The organism is Sphingobium xenophagum NBRC 107872, from assembly GCF_000367345.1.
GTDB classification, from domain to species: Bacteria; Pseudomonadota; Alphaproteobacteria; order Sphingomonadales; family Sphingomonadaceae; genus Sphingobium; species Sphingobium xenophagum.
On record NZ_BARE01000007.1, the window covers coordinates 17,139 to 34,444 of the forward strand.

18 protein-coding genes and 3 tRNA genes are annotated in these 17,306 nt (G+C 63.7%); 14 read left to right on the plus strand and 7 right to left on the minus strand.

Annotated elements, in window-relative coordinates; genetic code table 11:
- Nucleotides 1-220 precede the first annotated feature (220 nt).
- The 9 genes from uvrC to SX1_RS03865 all read left to right on the plus strand — a co-directional run bounded on the left by uvrC (nt 221) and on the right by SX1_RS03865 (nt 8,540).
- Nucleotides 221-2,137, plus strand: coding sequence for an excinuclease ABC subunit UvrC (gene uvrC / locus SX1_RS03825; RefSeq protein ID WP_019051996.1), 1,917 nt, complete (start codon nt 221-223; stop codon nt 2,135-2,137).
- A 22-nt stretch (nt 2,138-2,159) separates the two neighbouring features.
- Nucleotides 2,160-2,894, plus strand: coding sequence for a DNA repair protein RecO (gene recO / locus SX1_RS03830; protein WP_019051997.1), 735 nt, complete (start codon nt 2,160-2,162; stop codon nt 2,892-2,894).
- A gap of 51 nt (nt 2,895-2,945) precedes the next feature.
- Nucleotides 2,946-3,989: a 3-isopropylmalate dehydrogenase gene (leuB, locus tag SX1_RS03835; protein ID WP_019051998.1), complete on the plus strand. Its 1,044-nt coding sequence runs from the start codon at nt 2,946-2,948 to the stop codon at nt 3,987-3,989.
- A gap of 66 nt (nt 3,990-4,055) precedes the next feature.
- Entirely contained in the window at nt 4,056-4,475 is a 420-nt protein-coding gene (locus SX1_RS03840) for a hemerythrin domain-containing protein (RefSeq protein ID WP_019051999.1), read from the plus strand.
- Nucleotides 4,476-4,594: 119 nt separating this feature from the next.
- Nucleotides 4,595-5,593, plus strand: coding sequence for a threonine dehydratase (locus tag SX1_RS03845; RefSeq protein WP_019052000.1), 999 nt, complete (start codon nt 4,595-4,597; stop codon nt 5,591-5,593).
- Complete coding sequence (gene metZ / locus SX1_RS03850) at nt 5,590-6,798, plus strand: O-succinylhomoserine sulfhydrylase (RefSeq protein WP_019052001.1); 1,209 nt, start codon at nt 5,590-5,592, stop codon at nt 6,796-6,798. The genes SX1_RS03845 and metZ overlap by 4 nt, the downstream gene beginning before the upstream one ends.
- A 32-nt stretch (nt 6,799-6,830) precedes the next feature.
- Nucleotides 6,831-7,229: a Co2+/Mg2+ efflux facilitator ApaG/CorD gene (apaG, locus tag SX1_RS03855; RefSeq protein ID WP_026149484.1), complete on the plus strand. Its 399-nt coding sequence runs from the start codon at nt 6,831-6,833 to the stop codon at nt 7,227-7,229.
- Nucleotides 7,226-8,017, plus strand: a complete 792-nt coding sequence (locus SX1_RS03860; RefSeq protein WP_017182699.1) for a LysR family transcriptional regulator — start codon at nt 7,226-7,228, stop codon at nt 8,015-8,017. The genes apaG and SX1_RS03860 overlap by 4 nt, the downstream gene beginning before the upstream one ends.
- Nucleotides 8,018-8,024: 7 nt before the next feature.
- A complete protein-coding gene (locus SX1_RS03865) occupies nt 8,025-8,540 on the plus strand; it encodes a hypothetical protein (RefSeq protein WP_019052003.1) in 516 nt (171 codons plus the stop codon).
- A gap of 11 nt (nt 8,541-8,551) precedes the next feature.
- Here the strand turns inward: SX1_RS03865 and SX1_RS03870 are convergent, their stop codons facing one another.
- From SX1_RS03870 to aroA, 7 genes are all read right to left on the minus strand, one after another.
- Nucleotides 8,552-10,336 (minus strand): cation:proton antiporter domain-containing protein, encoded by a 1,785-nt coding sequence (locus tag SX1_RS03870; RefSeq protein ID WP_019052004.1) that lies wholly within the window; start codon nt 10,334-10,336, stop codon nt 8,552-8,554.
- A gap of 118 nt (nt 10,337-10,454) precedes the next feature.
- Nucleotides 10,455-10,540 (minus strand) — tRNA-Leu (locus SX1_RS03875).
- Nucleotides 10,541-10,603: 63 nt separating this feature from the next.
- On the minus strand, nt 10,604-10,894 hold the full coding sequence (locus tag SX1_RS03880) for an integration host factor subunit beta (RefSeq protein ID WP_017182696.1): 291 nt from the start codon (nt 10,892-10,894) through the stop codon (nt 10,604-10,606).
- Nucleotides 10,895-11,061: 167 nt separating this feature from the next.
- Nucleotides 11,062-12,774 (minus strand): 30S ribosomal protein S1, encoded by a 1,713-nt coding sequence (rpsA, locus tag SX1_RS03885; protein WP_026002310.1) that lies wholly within the window; start codon nt 12,772-12,774, stop codon nt 11,062-11,064.
- 169 nt (nt 12,775-12,943) lie between these two features.
- A complete protein-coding gene (gene cmk / locus SX1_RS03890; RefSeq protein ID WP_019052006.1) occupies nt 12,944-13,579 on the minus strand; it encodes a (d)CMP kinase in 636 nt (211 codons plus the stop codon).
- The gene (locus tag SX1_RS03895; protein ID WP_019052007.1) at nt 13,576-13,827 is read right to left on the minus strand and encodes a CBU_0592 family membrane protein; all 252 of its coding nucleotides are present in this window, start codon (nt 13,825-13,827) and stop codon (nt 13,576-13,578) included. Before SX1_RS03895 ends, cmk begins: the two co-directional genes overlap by 4 nt.
- Nucleotides 13,824-15,134, minus strand: coding sequence for a 3-phosphoshikimate 1-carboxyvinyltransferase (gene aroA / locus SX1_RS03900; RefSeq protein WP_019052008.1), 1,311 nt, complete (start codon nt 15,132-15,134; stop codon nt 13,824-13,826). The genes SX1_RS03895 and aroA overlap by 4 nt, the downstream gene beginning before the upstream one ends.
- Before the next feature lie 182 nt (nt 15,135-15,316).
- Between aroA and SX1_RS03905 the strand changes: the two genes are divergently transcribed.
- From SX1_RS03905 to SX1_RS03925, 5 genes are all read left to right on the plus strand, one after another.
- A complete protein-coding gene (locus SX1_RS03905; protein WP_017182690.1) occupies nt 15,317-15,652 on the plus strand; it encodes a TIGR02300 family protein in 336 nt (111 codons plus the stop codon).
- Nucleotides 15,653-15,741: 89 nt separating this feature from the next.
- Nucleotides 15,742-15,817: transfer RNA gene (locus tag SX1_RS03910), tRNA-Ala, on the plus strand.
- Nucleotides 15,818-15,932: 115 nt separating this feature from the next.
- Nucleotides 15,933-16,008 (plus strand) — tRNA-Ala (locus SX1_RS03915).
- Nucleotides 16,009-16,092: 84 nt separating this feature from the next.
- The gene (locus SX1_RS03920) at nt 16,093-16,557 is read left to right on the plus strand and encodes a GAF domain-containing protein (protein ID WP_019052009.1); all 465 of its coding nucleotides are present in this window, start codon (nt 16,093-16,095) and stop codon (nt 16,555-16,557) included.
- Nucleotides 16,558-16,825: 268 nt separating this feature from the next.
- Nucleotides 16,826-17,290 carry a cache domain-containing protein gene (locus tag SX1_RS03925; protein WP_019052010.1) on the plus strand — a complete coding sequence of 155 codons (465 nt, stop codon included), beginning with the start codon at nt 16,826-16,828 and terminating at the stop codon, nt 17,288-17,290.
- The last annotated feature ends 16 nt before the right edge of the window (nt 17,291-17,306 follow it).

The window sequence follows — 17,306 nt, forward strand, 5'->3', positions numbered from 1 at the left end:
TTCTACAACGTCATCCTGAACTTGTTTCAGGATCCATCGTGCCCCAAACACTGCCGCCGCATGTGACGAGAAATGGATGCTGAAACAAGTTCAGCATGACGATGAAGGCAAGGGCAGTTTCATAGGCGCGATAGCTCTGCCGGAGGGACGATGGGTTCCCTGTGGCCATCACCCCAACCGCCCCCATTGCGATCCCCGCCCGGCACGCTATCTCATCCCCATGTCGCAACCCCAATCCCCCGACCGTTTCAACGAGGACAAGGCCAGCTACACGGTGCGGGGGTCCGGCGCGCCGGACATCGACGCGGGGGTGGAGGCGATCCGCACCACGCTGCGAACCCTGCCGATCCGGCCCGGCGTCTATCGGATGCACGATGCGCGCGGCGACGTCCTCTATGTCGGCAAGGCCCGCGCGCTCAAGAATCGCGTCGCCAACTATACCCAGGTCGACCGGCTTCCCCGCCGCCTGCAACGCATGGTCGCCCAGACCCGCTCCATGACGATCGTGACCACCAACAGCGAGGCCGAAGCCCTGCTGCTGGAGGCGCAACTCATCAAGCGCTACCGCCCGCCCTACAATGTGCTGTTGCGCGACGATAAAAGCTTCCCCTTCATCCTGCTGCGGGAGGATCATGCCTTTCCCCGCGTCCAGAAGCATCGCGGCGCGCGCAAGGCGAAGGGCCGCTATTATGGTCCTTTCGCCAGTGCCGGGTCGGTCACCCGCACCATCAACGCGCTGCAAAAGCTCTTTCTGCTGCGCTCCTGCACCGACAGCTTCTTCGCCAATCGCTCGCGCCCTTGCCTGCTCTATCAAATCAAGCGCTGCTCCGCCCCCTGCGTCGATCGCATCGACCCGGAAGGCTATGCCGAACTGGTCCGCGACGCGCAGGATTTCCTGGGTGGCAAGTCGACCAAGGTGCAGCAGAAGCTCGGCACCGCGATGCAGGCCGCGTCCGATGCGATGGATTTCGAGCAGGCCGCCGTCATCCGCGATCGCCTCAAGGCGCTGACCTTCATTCAGGGCAGCCAGGCGATCAATGCCGAAGGCCTTGGCGACGCCGACATTTTCGCGCTGGCGCAAAAGGGTGGCGCAATGTGCATCCAGGCCTTCTTCATTCGTGGCGGCCAGAATTGGGGCCATCGCAGCTTCTTCCCCGTCCACACCAACGAAGTGGCGGAGGACGAGGTGCTGGCCAGCTTCATGGCCCAGTTTTACGAGGAAGTGCCGCCGCCCAAGCTGGTCCTGGCCGACCGCGCGCCCGCCGAATGCGAATTGATGGCGCAGGCGCTCAGCGAACGGATCGGCAGCAAGGTCCGCATCGAAGTCCCCCAGCGCGGCGATCGCACCCGCCTGATCAAGCAGGCGCAACGCAATGCGGTAGAGGCGCTGGACCGCCGCCTCGCCGAAACCACCAGCCAGGGCAAGATCCTCGACGAGATGGTCGAGATGTTCGGGCTGGACGCTGTGCCTGATCGGATCGAAATCTACGACAACAGCCATATTCAGGGCGCTCATGCCCTTGGCGCGATGGTCGTCGCGGGGCCGGAGGGGTTCCGCAAAAACGCCTATCGCAAGTTCAACATGAAGAACCCCGAAATCTCCAACGACGATTTCGCAATGATGCGCGAAATGTTCGAACGCCGCTTTGGCCGCGCCCAGCGCGAAGACCCTGATCGCGACAGTGGCGAATGGCCCGATCTGGTGCTGATCGACGGCGGCAAGGGCCAGCTATCGGCCGCCCGCGCCATGCTGGAGGAAATGGGCATCGAGGATGTCAATATGGTCGGCGTCGCCAAGGGGCCGCACCATGGCCGCGACGGGCGGGAAGTGTTTCACCTGATGGATGGCCGCGAACTGACGCTCCCGGTCAATCACCCCGTCCTCTTCTACCTCCAGCGCCTGCGCGACGAAGCGCATCGGTTCGCCATCGGCGCCCACCGCGCCAAGCGCAGCAAGGCGATCACCGTGTCGTCGCTGGACGAAGTTCCCGGTATCGGCCCCGCCCGCAAGAAAGCCCTGCTCATGCATTTCGGCACCGCCCGCGCCGTCCGCGACGCGGCGCTGGAGGATCTGGCCCGCGCGCCGGGTGTTTCAAAAGCGGTGGCGCAGCAGGTCTATGATTATTTTCATGGCTGATCCCGGCGGGGGCGCATAGCGCATGTCGATCCTCGCGACATCAGCCATCGTCTGCTCGCTGCGCCAGCATGGCGAACATGGCGCGATCGCGCGGTTGCTGACGCCCGACCATGGCCTGATCGCGGGCTATGTGCGGGGCGGGCGATCCCGCGCGATGCGTCCAGTGCTGCTCCCCGGCAATAGCGTCGCGGCGACCTTCCGCGCCCGGACGGAGGAACAGCTCGCCAGCCTGACCGTCGAACTGGCGCACAGCCGCGCGCCGCTTCATGCCGAACCCCTGCCTGCCGCCGCGATCGACTGGGCCTGCGCGCTGACCGCCATCGCCCTGCCGGAAGGGACGCCCTATCCCGCGCTTCATTCCGCGCTCGATGGCGTGCTGGGCGCGGTGGAGGCCGCCCCTGCGGCCCGTGGCTGGGCGGTGGCGCTGGTTCGCTACGAACTGCTGCTGCTCGCCGAACTGGGCTTCGGCCTTGATCTGACGCGCTGCGCGGCGACGGGCGACGCCACCGATCTCACCTTCGTCAGCCCGCGCAGCGCGGCGGCGGTCAGCCGGGTAGGGGCCGTCGGCTATGAAAGCCTGCTCCTGCCGCTTCCCCCCTTCCTGCTGGAAGGCGGCACGGGCGAATGGGGCCAGATACTCGACGGCTTGCGCCTGACCGGCTTCTTCCTCGAACGCTCCATCCTCACCGACTGGCGTGCCGATGTGCTGGCAGCAAGGGAAAGGTTGGTCGAAAGGCTCAAAAGGGCGGTTGCGTGAAACCTCCTGTCTCCATAAGGGATCGCCACGCAATATAAGGAGTGCCCGCCCATGTTGATCGCCCTGTTCCCCGGAGACGGCATCGGTCCCGAAATCGTCGATCAGGCCAAGCGCGTGCTGGATGCACTGGCGATCGACGGGCTGACCTATGAGCAGGGGCTGGTCGGTGGCGCGGCCTATAAGGCGGTCGGCCATCCGCTCCCGCCCGAAACGCTGGAACTGGCCCGGCGCGCCGACGCCATCCTGTTCGGTGCGGTGGGTGATCCCGATTGCGACGCCCTTGAACGCCATCTGCGGCCCGAACAGGCGATCCTGGGCCTGCGCAAGGAACTCGGCCTCTTTTCCAACCTGCGCCCGGCCAGGGTATTTCCCGAACTGGCCGACGAATCCGCCCTCAAGCCTGAAGTTGCCGGCGCGATCGACTTGCTGATCGTCCGGGAAACCAATGGCGACGTCTATTTCGGCAAAAAGGGCTTCCGCACCACGGCCGACGGCCTGCGCGAAGGCTATGACATCATGTCGTACAACGAAGCCGAAGTGCGCCGCATCGCCCATAGCGGCTTCCAGGCGGCACAGGCGCGGCGCGGCAAGCTGTGTTCGGTGGACAAGGCCAATGTGCTCGAAACCAGCCAGCTATGGCGCGACGTGGTGATAGAGGTGTCGGCGGACTATCCCGACGTGGCGCTCAGCCATATGTATGTGGACAATGCCGCGATGCAGCTGGTCCGCAACCCCGGCCAGTTCGATGTCATCGTCACCGGCAATCTGTTCGGCGACATTTTGTCCGATCAGGCCAGCATGTGCGTCGGCTCCATCGGCATGCTGGCGTCCGCCACGCTCAACGGCAGCGGGCAGGGGCTGTACGAGCCGATCCACGGGTCCGCCCCTGACATTGCGGGCACTGGAAAGGCCAATCCGCTGGCGACCATCCTGTCCGCCGCGATGATGCTGCGCTATTCGCTCGACCTCGGCGCGCAGGCCGATCGTATCGAGGCGGCCGTGGCCAAGGCTCTGGCCAACGGCGCGCGCAGCGCCGACCTGGGCGGTGCCATGACCACGGTCGAAATGGGCGATGCGGTGCTGGCGGTTCTTTGACAGGCCACCGCCGCCCTTAAGATTTCGTCGCCCCGTCGTTCTTAAAAGAAAACGGGGACGCAACGAATGACGATTATATTGAAGCAGGATCATGACGCCTTGCGCGCCATGATGCACGATTTCGCGCATGTCTTGCGCACGCGCGGTTCCGAAGCCCTGCCGGACATAGCGCGCAGGCGTATCTCCTTTTCCCAGCTGTTCCGTCAACATATGGGGCGAGAGGACGCCCGCGCCCTGGACTTGCGGAACGGCCGTCAGGCGGCGCAGGCCGATCCGGTCCTGCGCGAACATGGCCGGGCAATCCGCATCCTGTTCCTGCGCTACAGCGACCATATCAAATATTGGACGCCAGCAGTGATCAAGGGGAGTTGGGACGACTATCTTGCGGCGGTGCTGGTGCTGCAAGGCGAATTGGCCGATCGGATGGCATGGGAAGAACGGTGCCTCTATCCGCTGATCGATGCGCAGCCACGGGGGGCAGCCTGACGCGCGACTGAATGCTGACATTTCCTCAGGGTCAGAACCGGACTGCCGGCGGCAGTTCAGGGCCAATTTCATCGCAAAGGTTCTGTCCTGTTCCCGGCGCCCGGCTTATTGCGGCTGTCATGACAGATTTCTCCCTTGCTTCGCTCCGTTCCGCCGCCGCGATGGTCCATGCCCAGGTGCCGCCAACCCCGCAATATGCATGGCCGCTGCTGTCCGCGCGCGCAGGATGCGAACTCTGGGTAAAGCATGAAAATCACACGCCTACCGGGGCGTTCAAGGTGCGCGGGGCGATAACCTATATCGACTGGCTCCGCCGCACGCACCCGCATGTCACCGGCATCATCACCGCAACCCGTGGCAATCATGGGCAGGCGCAGGTCCGCGCCGCCACTGCCGCGGGCCTCAAGGCCACGATCATCGTCCCCCACGGCAATGCGCTGGAAAAGAATGCGGCTATGCGGGCGTTCGGCGCAACCCTGATCGAACATGGCCATGATTTCGACAGCGCCAAGGCCGAAGCGCTCCGCCTGTCTGCCGAGCAGGGGCTTTTCATGGTCCCGGCCTATCATGACGAACTGGTCCGGGGCGTCGCCAGCTATGGGCTGGAACTGTTCGATGCGGTGCCGGACCTCGACACGGTTTACGTCCCCGTCGGCTGCGGTTCCGGCCTCTGCGGCACGATCGCGGCGCGCGATGCGCTGGGCCTCGCGACCAAGGTCGTCGGCGTCGTCTCCGCCCATGTCGATGCCGCCAAGCGCTCGTTCGAGGCGGGCAGGTTGCTCGCCAGCCCCACCGCCTACACTTTTGCCGATGGCGTGGCGGTATGCACGCCGGTACAGGCCGCGCTCGACTATTTCGGACCCCGCGCCGACCGCTTCGTCGCCGTCACCGACGATGAAGTCGCTGCCGCGATCCGCCATTATTGGCAGGACACGCATAATCTGGCCGAAGGGGCCGGAGCCGTCGCGCTTGCCGCCGCGCTTCAGGAAAAGGAGGCGATGCGGGGCAAGAAGGTTGCAGTTATCCTGTCTGGCGGTAATGGCGACATGAGCCAGATGGCCGAAATATTGGGCGGCGCCACCCCCGTGGTGCGGCAGGACATGCGGAAAGCGATATGAAGCGGAAAAGCGGCCAAAACCCGGATATCACCAAGAACTGGAAGCCTGCCACTCTGGCGATCCGGGGCGGCACAGCGCGCAGCGAATGGGGTGAAACCTCCGAAGCGCTCTTCCTGACCAGCGGCTACAGCTATGACCGGGCGGAGGACGCCGCCGCGCGCTTTGCCGGTGAACAGCAGGGCATGACCTATTCGCGCCTCCAGAACCCCACCGTGGAGATGCTGGAACAGCGGATCGCCCTGCTCGAAGGGGCGGAAGCCTGTCGCGCCACCGCTACCGGCATGGCGGCGATGACCGCAGCGCTGCTGTGCCAGTTGTCGGCGGGCGACCATGTCGTCGCGGCGAAGGCGGCGTTCGGTTCCTGCCGCTGGCTGACCGATACGCTGCTGCCCAAATTCGGGATCGAAACGACCACGATCGACGCGCGCGATACCGCCGCATGGGAAACGGCGATCCGGCCCAACACCAAGGTGTTTTTCTTCGAAACCCCCGCAAATCCGACCATGGATGTGGTGGACTTGCGCGCCGTCTGCGCCATTGCCAAAGCGCATGGCATCACCAGCGTTGTGGACAATGCCTTCGCCTCACCAGCGCTCCAGCGGCCTATGGAATTTGGCGCGGATGTCGTAGCCTATAGTGCGACCAAGATGATGGATGGTCAGGGCCGGGTGCTCGCGGGCGCGGTCTGCGGCACGCGCGAGTGGATCGACAATGTCCTGCTGCCGTTCCACCGCAACACCGGCCCGACGCTCAGCGCCTTCAACGCCTGGGTGGTGCTGAAGGGGCTGGAAACGCTGGACCTTCGCATCCGCCGCCAGAGCGAAAATGCGCTGAAGGTCGCCGCCTTCCTTGAAGGCCGCGTGGCGAAAGTCCTGTATCCCGGCCTTCCAAGCCATCCCCAGCACGCATTGGCCATGTCGCAAATGGCGATGGCCGGTCCCATCTTCTCACTCTATGTCGGCGGTGGCCGGGCCGAAGCGCACGGCCTGCTCAACGGGCTCGAACTGGTCGATATCAGCAACAATATCGGCGACTCGCGGTCGCTCATGACCCATCCGGCCTCCACCACCCATTTCGGCATGGCCGAAGCGGCGCGGCTGGAAGTCGGCATTACCGAAGATATGCTCCGCCTGAACGTGGGTCTGGAGGATGCCGACGACGTCATTGCCGATCTTGATCGCGCTCTCACGTCGATAGGGCGTTGACGGGAGGCATCGGCCAAGCGCATCTCAGCATCATGAACGCGCTTTTCCCCTTCCACGCGACGACGCGCGATGTGACTGTTCATGTCGCCGTCTCCTTCCTGCCCGAACAGTCGGAGCCGGACCGGGGCCGCTGGTTCTGGGCCTATCATATCCGCATCGAAAATCACGGCGACCTGCCGGTGCAACTGCTCAGCCGCCACTGGATCATCACCGACGGGCGGGGCGTCCAGCACCGTGTCGACGGCGACGGCGTGGTCGGTGAACAGCCGGTGGTACAGCCGGGCAAAAGCTATGATTATGTGTCGGGTTGCCCGCTCAATACGCCCACCGGGTCGATGATGGGCAATTATCAGATGATCGGCGTAGGCGGCGAAACCTTCGAGGTGGCGATTCCGCATTTCGCCCTGATCGCCCCGGCGGTCGCCGAATGAAGCGCACCCATTTGCCGCTGAACGGCCTGCGCGTGCTGGACGCAGCGGCCCGGCATCTGTCCTTCACCCGCGCCGCTGATGAACTGGCGGTCACGCCCGCCGCTGTTGGCCAACAGATTCGCGCGCTGGAGGATCTGCTGGGCGTCGTCCTGTTCCGCCGCACGCCCAAGGGGCTGGAACTGACCCCGGAAACCGAAGGCGGCCTTGACGCGCTGCGCGCCGGCTTTCTGGAATTTGAGGAAGCCGTCCGCGCCATGCAGGCGGGCCAGTCCAGCAGCGCCCTCACCATTGCGGCGCCGCGCGACATCACCGCCAAATGGCTTCAGCCGCGTCTCGCCGCCTACGCCGCCAGCCAGCCCGGCCTGACCTTCTCTCTGGTCGCGGCTGACGAGATGCTCGATTTCACCGAAGCCAATCTCGATGTCGCGCTGCGCCTGTCCGACCGGGTCGGCGAGCATGAGGGCGTCCAATTGGGCGAGCCGCTGTTCGTTACCGTAGAGGCGGCCAATGGCGGCCCGGACCAGCGCATCGAATGGCCCGGCTGCCCGTCGAGCGATCAGCCTGCCAGCATCCGCGTGGCCGACGCCGGGCTGGCGATCGAGGCCGCCGCGACTGGCTTTGGCCGTGCCAGCGTGCCCCTGTTGTTGGCAGAGGCGGATTTGACCGCCGGACGCATCCGTCAGGTCGGCGACGCCGTTGCTTCGCCGCTGTCCTACTGGCTTATCGCCCCGCTACCGCAATGGCGGCAGAAGAAGGTGAAGGCTTTGGTCGAAGCGCTGACGCGCTGATATTGCGATGAGGATCGGTGATATGCGTGGCATGGCCGGATGGACGAGCAGCGTTCTCGCGTTCGCGCTGGTCGCCTGTTCCGGCGGCGAAGATCAGCCTGCAAATGATGCAAGGACGCCGAAAGTCGCGCAAAATGCCGCGGGCAATGCTGCTGGTGCGCCTGTCCCCGATGCCAACGCGGCAGACAATGTCGCAGAGCAGGAAGCCGACAGTTCAGTGTCGACCATCTATGGCGATTGCTATCTCAGGATCGACGGGAAGGTCTATCTCGACATAAAAAAGGATTGCCCGATGGTGTCGTTGCATGACGGCAATGGCAGTCTGATCCTGAATTCCGATGGCGAGCATCAGGTCAAAACCTATTTCGCCTATCTGACACCCAATGGAGACGGTACCGCTGGCGCATCATGGAATGAAGAGCCCGGCGTCACCCATGCCCAGGCGCTGTTGTCCGAAAATCTCAAGCGGGACGGTGCCTGCTGGTTCGACAGTCGTATCAGGATTTGCGCCACCCAGCGCTGAAGCGGGGAGCGTCAGCTCACCTCGTCGGGTCGCAACCGCCGCAATTTCGGGACGGTGGCCATCTGCGCTGCATCCTTGATGTCCACCCGCAAATCCTCGCGCATCTGATGGATGGATGCGATCACTGGCCCCATCGCCACGCCCAGATCGACCAGAGCGGTCTCGGCCAGTTGCAGCGAGCTTTCCAGCGTCTCCGGCACGGCATCGCTCGCACCCGCCTTGTAAAGCTGCGCGGCATGACTGGTATCGCGCGCGCGGGCGATGATCGGCAGATCCGGCACCCATCCACGCACGCGCCGGGTCAGCCGGACGGACAGGACCGGTTCGTCCATCGTCAGGATCAGCGCACGGGCATGGCCCAGCCGCAGCTTGTCCAGCATTTCCACCCGCGCCACGTCGCCAAATAATATGGGATAACCCGCCCGCCGCGCTTCTGCGACGACATCGGGGTCCGATTCGACAACGATGAAACGCTGCTTGTGGGTCTTGAGCAGGTCGCACACCATCCGTCCGACCCGGCCAAAGCCGATGACGACCGCTGCTGCCTCGGCATGCTCCTCGCTCGCTTCGGGCAGTTCTTCGCCCAGCGCCATTTCCACTCGGCGGGCGACATCATGGCCAATCCGCGCCAGTAACGGCGTGATGGTCAAACCAATGGCGGTGACGATCTGCCAGAAGGCGGCGGTCGACGGCAGGATCAGTTGCGCGGCCGCTGCGGTCGACAGCACGATCAGGGTGGTTTCCGACGGGCTGGACATCAGCACGCCAACCTCCAGCGCCACGCCCTTGCGCGCCCCGGAAAAATAGAGCAGCGCCGCGGTCACCAGCGTCTTGGCCAGCACCACGCCCGCTACCGCCAGCACCAGGCTGGGCCAGTTGGCCAGGATCACGCGAATGTCCAGGCTCATGCCGACCGTGATCAGGAATACACCCAGCGCCAGCCCCTTGAATGGGGCGGTCATGACCTCGACCTCGCCATGATAATCGGTTTCGGCGATCATCAGTCCCGCCAGCAGCGCTCCCACGATCGGCGACAGGCCCGCGATGGATGTCGCCAGGCTGGATACGATGACGACCAACAGGCTCGCGGCCAGAAACACCTCCGGGCTTTTCGTCCGCGCCGCCTGGCTGAAAATATGCGGCAGGAACAGGCGGCCCAGCACCAGCATGATCGCGATGGTGATGCCGCCGCGCATCAGCGTGCTCATCATCTCGCCCCACGCCCCGTCGGGACTGGCCGCGACGGACGGCGCCAGCGCGCCGAGCATGAAGATGATCGGCACCAGCGCCAGATCCTCGAACAGCAGCATCGAAAATGCGGCTTTCCCGACCGCGCTCTGGGTACCGACCATCGGCAGCACCACGGCGGTGGAGGACAGCGCCAGCGCCAACCCCAGACCGACTGCGCCTGCGGTCGGTTGGCCCAAGGCGTAGAGGCCGAGCGCAATCAGCGCCCCGCTGCACAGCAATTCCGCCGCGCCCACGCCGAACACCTGCGCCCGCATAGTCCATAGCCGCTTGAAGCTCAGTTCCAGCCCGATGGAAAACAGCAATAATATGACGCCCAGTTCCGCAAATGGCTCGATCGCCGCGCGGTTGGAAATGGTGACATGATAGAGCCAGGGATATTGCCCGACCAACGCGCCCAGGCCAGCGGGGCCGACCGCCAGCCCGACCAGGATGAAACCGATCACCGGACTGATGCGAAAGCGCGCAAATCCGGGAATAACCAGCCCGGCCGCGCCAAGGATGACGAGGGAGTCGCTGAAACTATGGGGATCAATCGCACCGGCCATGTCGCCATCATTGCGGCAAGTCGGTGGAATATCCAGCCTTTTGGTAGAAAAATGCCGTTACGGCAATTCGCCAAACGCCGCGCGGGTGCCTGCCCGAAACCGGGAATTTGAGAAAAAATGGTGCGGACGGCGGGACTTGAACCCGCATTTCCAGGGGAAGGCGGATTTTAAGTCCGCTGCGTCTACCGATTTCGCCACGTCCGCCCGACTTGCCATAGGGCACCGCATTCCCTGACGGCTGGCGCGGATCAGGTCAAGCCGCTGTGATCAGCTTTCGCCCTTGACGTTCAGCCGCTCGCGCATTTCCTTGCCCGGCTTGAAATAGGGGACGCGCTTGGCCGATACCGGCACTTGCTCCCCGGTGCGCGGGTTGCGCCCGGTGCGGGCTTCGCGCGCGCGCGTCGTGAAAGCGCCAAAGCCGCGCAGTTCCACACGACCGCCCGACGCCAGCCGGTCGACAATCTCGCGGAAGAAAAGATCGACGATCTTCTCCACCTCCGCAAGGTTCAACCCCGGATTTTCATCAGCCAGTTTCTGGATCAATTCCGAACGGATCATTGGTTGTCCAGCGCCCCTCTGCCGTGTCCCATCCATTGCATAGAGATTTGGCAAGGCGTTGACAATGAGGGAACAAGAAGTTCGTTTCGTTTCCAGAAACATTTGCAAAAGCCCGCCGGAACCAGTGTTCCGGCGGGCTTTCTGATCGCTACAAGGTGCGAAGGGGTTTAGCCTTCGGTCTTGGCCTTCAGCGCTTCGCCCAGAATGTCGCCCAGCGACGCGCCGCTGTCGGACGAACCATATTGCGCCACAGCCTGCTTCTCTTCGGCGATCTGCATCGCCTTGATCGAGAAGGTCGGCTTCTTCGCACGGTCGAAACCAGTGATCATGGCGTCGAACTTCTGGCCGATCTGGAAGCGTTCCGAACGCTGTTCGTCACGGTCACGGCCCAGGTCGCTGCGCTTGATGAAGCCGGTGGCGCCATCTTCGCCGGCCTGGACTTCCAGGCCGCCGTCGCGGACTTCAAGGACGGTCACGGTGACGATCGCGTTCTTGTTCAGGCCAGCAGCAGCGGCAGTGGTGCCGCCCGCAGCCGGACCGCCACGCTCAAGCTGCTTCATGCCAAGGCTGATGCGCTCCTTCTCGACGTCGATGTCCAGAACGACCGCCTGCACGGCTTCGCCCTTGCGGTGCAGCGCCAGCGCGTCCTCGCCGGAGATGCCCCAGGCGATGTCGGACATGTGGACCATGCCGTCGACGTCGCCGTCCAGGCCGATGAACAGGCCGAACTCGGTCGCATTCTTGACTTCGCCCTCGACGGTCGAACCGATCGGGTGACGCTCGGCAAAGCTGTCCCACGGGTTCGACTGAGCCTGCTTGAGGCCCAGCGAGATGCGGCGCTTTTCGGGATCGACTTCCAGAACCAGAACTTCGACTTCCTGGCTGGTCGAAACGATCTTGCCGGGGTGGACGTTCTTCTTGGTCCAGGACATTTCCGAAACGTGGACCAGACCTTCGATGCCCGGCTCCAGTTCGACGAACGCACCATATTCGGTGATGTTCGTGACGCGGCCCGACAACTTGGCGCCGATTGGATATTTGGCCGATGCGCCTTCCCAAGGATCGCTTTCCAGCTGCTTCATGCCAAGCGAGATGCGCTGCGTGTCGCGGTTGATGCGGATGATCTGGACGCGAACGGTGTCGCCGATGTTGATCATCTCATTGGGGTGGTTGATGCGCTTGTACGACAGGTCGGTGACGTGCAGCAGGCCATCGATGCCGCCCAGGTCAACGAACGCACCATAGTCGGTGATGTTCTTGACGACGCCTTCGATGATCTGGCCTTCGGCCAGCGTCTGGATGAGGCCGCTGCGCTGTTCGGCGCGGGTTTCTTCCAGAATGGCGCGACGCGACACGACGATGTTGCCGCGGCGGCGATCCATCTTCAGGATCTGGAAGGGCTGCGGAATGTCCATCAGCGGGGTGACGTCGCGAACCGGGCGGATGTCGACCTGGCTGCCGGGCAGGAAGGCCACGGCGCCGTCCAGATCGACGGTGAAGCCGCCCTTGACGCGACCGAAGATGACGCCTTCGACGCGCGCGCTCTCGGTGAACTCGGCTTCCAGCTTGTCCCAGGCGGCTTCGCGGCGGGCGCGGTCACGCGACAGCATCGCTTCGCCATGGGCGTTTTCGACGCGATCGACATAGACTTCGACTTCGTCGCCAACCTTGATGTCGGCCTTCTGGCCCGGCATCGCGAATTCGCGCAGCGGCACGCGGCCTTCGGACTTCAGGCCTACGTCGATGACGGCCAGGTCGTTTTCGATGGCGGTAACGGTGCCCTTGACGACGCGGCCTTCAAAGCCGCCGTCCTCGCCACCGAGGGAATCATTGAGAAGCGCGGCAAAATCGTCGCGCGTGGGGAATGCCGTAGAGGCCATGGTCAGTCCTTCATACATCATTGCTGGCCAACCGGTTGTATCCGATGGTCTTTGGCCAAAACACGCGCAGGACCGAATATCCGGCGCGTATCCCGCCGGTCAGGGGCTTGGGAACGCGCGGCTGTGAAAAGCGAAAAGGGCGCGTGGTAAAACCGCGCGCCTTGACGGGTCAGCCCGCAGGGCGACCTTCAAGCTGGGCGTCCACAAGCGCAATGGCCCGCTGGACGGCCGCGTCTATAGTCAAATCGCTTGTATCTAGCAAGTCCGCACCGTCCGCGATTTTCAGGGGCGCGTGATCGCGGCTCATGTCGCGCGTATCGCGTGCCTGAATGTTAGCGATCAGGCTGTCCATATCGGGCTGTCCGCCCTGCGCCAGACTGTCCTTGTATCGGCGTTCGGCGCGTACATGGACGCTGGCGGTGACGAAGATCTTGGCGTCGGCGTCCGGCGCGATCACCGTGCCGATGTCGCGGCCGTCCAATATCGCGCCGCCTGGCTGGGTCGCAAAATCCCGCTGCCGGGCGATCAGCGCGTCCCGTACCGCCTGATGCACCGACACGCGGGAAGCAAGGCTGCCCACCGCTTCGCTCCGCAGCGCCGGATCGGCCAGTATCTCGTCGCCAAAATCGCAGGCGGCCAGTGCATCGGCCTTGATGTCCGGATCGCCACCGCGCTTCAGCACCGACAGGCCGACCGCGCGATACAGCAGCCCGGTGTCGAGGCAAGGCAGGCCATAATGACGCGCCAATGCCTTCGCGATCGTTCCCTTGCCCGACGCGGCGGGACCATCGACAGCTATGATCATCGGGCGTTGCCTTTGCGGATCGTGTTGGCAAGGCCGATCACCGCGATCGCCGCCCAGACAATTTCCAGCGCCATCGACGCCAGATTGAAATGGATGGTGAGCGACGCGATCAGCAGCAGCGATCCCACAAGGTTCAGCAGGTTGAACCACAGGAAGTTCAGTTCCCTCGCTATATTACTATAGGCATAGGCGACCACCATCAGCCCGCTGCCCAGCAATCCGACGATATTGGCCCAGTCCATCGTCATGCCAGAGCGCCCAGCGTTCGCAGTAGCGGGACAAAGATAGGGAAGCTGGTCGCCACCGGCGCCATATCGTCGATCATCACCCCGTCGCGCGACACCAGCCCGGCCACCGCAAAGCTCATGGCGATTCGATGATCCAGCTTGGTTGCGATAGGCCCGCCGCCCGCCAATGGTGCGCCGCCGCTGCCCTCGATGATGATGCCGTCCTCCAGTTCCTCGACCGTTACGCCGATCGCGCGCAGCCCGGCCGCCATCGTTGCGATCCGGTCCGATTCCTTGACCCGCAACTCTTCCAGACCGCGAAAAACGCTGCGCCCCTGCGCCAGCGCGGCGGCGATGAAGGCGACGGGATATTCATCGATCATGCTGGGCGCCCGCGCCGGGTCCGGCTCTACGCCCTTGAGCGCGGAGGCCGTGACCGCCAGATCGCCCACCGGCTCCCCGCCGACCTCGCGCGGATTGACGACCTCGATCGAGCCGCCCATTTCCCGAAGCAGGTCGATCAGGCCCGCGCGCGTTGTGTTCAGACCGACATTGGCGATCGTCACCTGCGATCCGGGCACCAGCAGCGCTGCCACCATCGGGAAAGCGGCCGACGATGGATCGCCCGGCACGACGATCTGCTGCGGCTTCAGTTCCGCTTCGCCCACCAGTGTGATGATCCGCGTTCCATCGGCTTCGACCTCGACATCCAGTTCCGCGCCAAATCCACGGAGCATCCGCTCGCTATGGTCGCGCGTCGGAATCGGCTCGACCACGCGGGTGATGCCGGGCGTGTTGAGGCCTGCCAGCAATATCGCCGATTTGACCTGCGCCGACGCCACCGGCAACCGATAATCGAGCGGCACGGCGGGGCAGGCGCCACGCATCGTCAGCGGCAGACGGTCGCCCGGACTGGAGGTGAAACTTGCCCCCATCCGCGCCAAAGGCTCGGTCACGCGCGCCATCGGTCGCTTGCTCAGGGAAGCGTCGCCTGTGAAAGTGGCGGTCAGGTCATGGCTCGCCAGCAATCCCATCAGCAACCGGGTCGACGTGCCGCTATTGCCCATGTCGAGCGCGGTCTCCGGCTGGAGCAGTCCGCCCACACCCACGCCATGGATATGCCAGATACCATCCGCGTCTCGCTCTATGTCCGCGCCCATCGCCCGCATCGCCGCGGCCGTTGCCAGCACATCCTCGCCTTCCAGCAGCCCTTCGACCCGGCTTTCGCCCACTGCCAGCGCCGACAGCATCAGCGACCGGTGGGAAATGCTCTTGTCCCCCGGCACGGCGACGCTGCCCGACAGGGCAGGGGCGGCGGTGAAAGTCATGGGGGTCGGCGATGAGGAAGTGGCAGTCACTGAAGCGTTCCGATCATGTCGGGGTCGAAAAAATGCGCCCGGCTTTTGACAGCGCCGTCCCGCTATGGCAAGGCGCGCGACGTTTCGCGGGCAACTTCACCGTTGCGCCGCGTAGTTGGTATTTGAGCATCAAATAAAGGATTAGGCCGGACATGGTGAAGGCTGAATGGGGCACGAAGCGGACCTGCCCGAAATGCGCCACGCGTTTCTATGACCTGGGCAATGACAGCCCGGTCGTCTGCATCAACTGCAACGCGGCCTGGGAACCGGAGCCGGTGCTGAAGTCGAAGCAGCCGCTCCCCTATGAGGAAGCGCCCAAGAAGGTCATCGAAACCGCAGACGGTGAGCTGGAAACGGCCGATGACGATCTGGACCTCGACATCGACGTCGATGATGACGGCGATTCGCCGGACAATGACGTCGATCTGGGCGGTGACGACGACCTGGGCGTCGATGCGGCCAGCGACGACGACGCGGACGATAATTAAGTCATTTTGTTCTTGCCAAGGATGGCGCTGCGACCTAATGGCAGCGCCTCCGAAGCGCCGGACCCAAACGGCGCTTTAGCGATGGAAATGGGGCCTTAGCTCAGCTGGGAGAGCGCCTGCATGGCATGCAGGAGGTCAGCGGTTCGATCCCGCTAGGCTCCACCAGTTTCGCTGATACAGAAGCCGTCCGGGGGACGGCTTCCGGCGAAACTCCCGAAGCGCAAGCGGAGGGGCGCGATCATATACCAACGGGTTCCGCAGCCTTGCTGCCGCACCGGATGGGGCCTTAGCTCAGCTGGGAGAGCGCCTGCATGGCATGCAGGAGGTCAGCGGTTCGATCCCGCTAGGCTCCACCAAAATCTTGCGTGCAATCGCGTACAATCCTAAATGGCTGCCAGATGCTGTGGTGCGATGAGCATCGCGTCAAAAGAGGTGCATCTATGCGGGACGATTTCGCTGCCTCGGTCGCGGCGCACGGTGATGACGATCGGATTCGGGCGATATTGGAACAGGTCTGCCAGACGACCGGCATGGGTTTCGCTGCGGTTGCCAGGGTGACGGAAGATCGCTGGGTCGCGTGCCAGATCGTCGACCGGATAGAGTTCGGCCTTGATCCCGGCGGGGAACTGGAAATCAAAAAGACCCTGTGCGACGATATCCGCCGTTGCGGCGAAGGCATCTATATCGATCATGTCGCCATGGACCAGGACTGGCGCACGCATCATGTCCCCCTTTTTTACGGCTTTCAAAGCTATGTGTCGCTGCCTGTCATTCTGCTTGATGGCAGCTTCTACGGCACGCTGTGCGCCATTGATCCCAACCCCCGTTCGGTCAGCGCGCCGGCCATCGTCGCCGCCATGCAGGACTATGCCCGATCGATCGGTGCGATATTGTCGGCGAAATGATGCTGTTGTTCAGTCGATAGTGCCGGGACTTCGCCTGACTCGTTTGCGTCCAGCGGGGCCAAGGTAGATTTCCGACCTTGAGCGGCGAGGCCGCGACAGGCCTCTCCATGCATATGGCCTCATACCAAAGGTCGATTTGATCTGCGTCTAAATGCGCGGGCGCGGATCGGGTTAATTACGCTCTGTCATCGGCAATCGGATCGGGACCGAAAGTCCGCCTGCATCCGGCTTCAGCGTTTGTCGTCGATGATCAGAGGAGATTTGGCTCATGTTCCCATTTTCGCGCACCCTCACGGCTATTGTCTGCGCCCTCGCGCTTTCCGCCGCCCCCGCCCTGGCCGCCCCGCATGCCGATGCAGCACAGGCGCAGGCCATGCTCGAAAAAGCCGTGGCGACCATCAAGACGGCCGGCGCCGGGCCTGCCTTTGCTGCGTTCAATCAAAAGGACGGGGCGTTCAACACCGGGGAACTCTATGTGTTCGTGTTTGACCTGAACGGGGTCTACGAAGCCTATGGCGCGCATCCCGGCCTGGTTGGTCGCGATGTCAGCGATCTGACCGATGCGGAAGGCAAACCGATCGTGCGCGACATGATAGAGATTGCCCGCACCAGCGGCCATGGAAAGATCAATTATGTCTGGCTCAACCGCGCTGACAATCGGGTTGAACGCAAGATGTCGCTGATCGAACTGGTCGACAATCATGTCGTGGGTGTCGGCTATTATCCCGAATAGGCCGGGACCGACCATG

What these genes read in the sequence shown, in the direction of transcription:
- leuB (WP_019051998.1), top strand. Translation starts at nt 2,946, where the DNA reads ATGTTGATCGCCCTGTTCCCCGGAGACGGCATCGGTCCCGAAATCGTC.
- SX1_RS03895 (WP_019052007.1), bottom strand. Translation starts at nt 13,827, where the DNA reads ATGACGATGGACTGGGCCAATATCGTCGGATTGCTGGGCAGCGGGCTG.
- SX1_RS03880 (WP_017182696.1), bottom strand. Translation starts at nt 10,894, where the DNA reads ATGATCCGTTCGGAATTGATCCAGAAACTGGCTGATGAAAATCCGGGG.
- cmk (WP_019052006.1), bottom strand. Translation starts at nt 13,579, where the DNA reads ATGATCATAGCTGTCGATGGTCCCGCCGCGTCGGGCAAGGGAACGATC.
- SX1_RS03925 (WP_019052010.1), top strand. Translation starts at nt 16,826, where the DNA reads ATGTTCCCATTTTCGCGCACCCTCACGGCTATTGTCTGCGCCCTCGCG.
- SX1_RS03905 (WP_017182690.1), top strand. Translation starts at nt 15,317, where the DNA reads ATGGTGAAGGCTGAATGGGGCACGAAGCGGACCTGCCCGAAATGCGCC.
- SX1_RS03870 (WP_019052004.1), bottom strand. Translation starts at nt 10,336, where the DNA reads ATGGCCGGTGCGATTGATCCCCATAGTTTCAGCGACTCCCTCGTCATC.
- SX1_RS03865 (WP_019052003.1), top strand. Translation starts at nt 8,025, where the DNA reads ATGAGGATCGGTGATATGCGTGGCATGGCCGGATGGACGAGCAGCGTT.
- uvrC (WP_019051996.1), top strand. Translation starts at nt 221, where the DNA reads ATGTCGCAACCCCAATCCCCCGACCGTTTCAACGAGGACAAGGCCAGC.
- rpsA (WP_026002310.1), bottom strand. Translation starts at nt 12,774, where the DNA reads ATGGCCTCTACGGCATTCCCCACGCGCGACGATTTTGCCGCGCTTCTC.
- SX1_RS03860 (WP_017182699.1), top strand. Translation starts at nt 7,226, where the DNA reads ATGAAGCGCACCCATTTGCCGCTGAACGGCCTGCGCGTGCTGGACGCA.
- recO (WP_019051997.1), top strand. Translation starts at nt 2,160, where the DNA reads ATGTCGATCCTCGCGACATCAGCCATCGTCTGCTCGCTGCGCCAGCAT.
- aroA (WP_019052008.1), bottom strand. Translation starts at nt 15,134, where the DNA reads ATGACTTTCACCGCCGCCCCTGCCCTGTCGGGCAGCGTCGCCGTGCCG.
- metZ (WP_019052001.1), top strand. Translation starts at nt 5,590, where the DNA reads ATGAAGCGGAAAAGCGGCCAAAACCCGGATATCACCAAGAACTGGAAG.
- SX1_RS03840 (WP_019051999.1), top strand. Translation starts at nt 4,056, where the DNA reads ATGACGATTATATTGAAGCAGGATCATGACGCCTTGCGCGCCATGATG.
- SX1_RS03845 (WP_019052000.1), top strand. Translation starts at nt 4,595, where the DNA reads ATGACAGATTTCTCCCTTGCTTCGCTCCGTTCCGCCGCCGCGATGGTC.
- apaG (WP_026149484.1), top strand. Translation starts at nt 6,831, where the DNA reads ATGAACGCGCTTTTCCCCTTCCACGCGACGACGCGCGATGTGACTGTT.
- SX1_RS03920 (WP_019052009.1), top strand. Translation starts at nt 16,093, where the DNA reads ATGCGGGACGATTTCGCTGCCTCGGTCGCGGCGCACGGTGATGACGAT.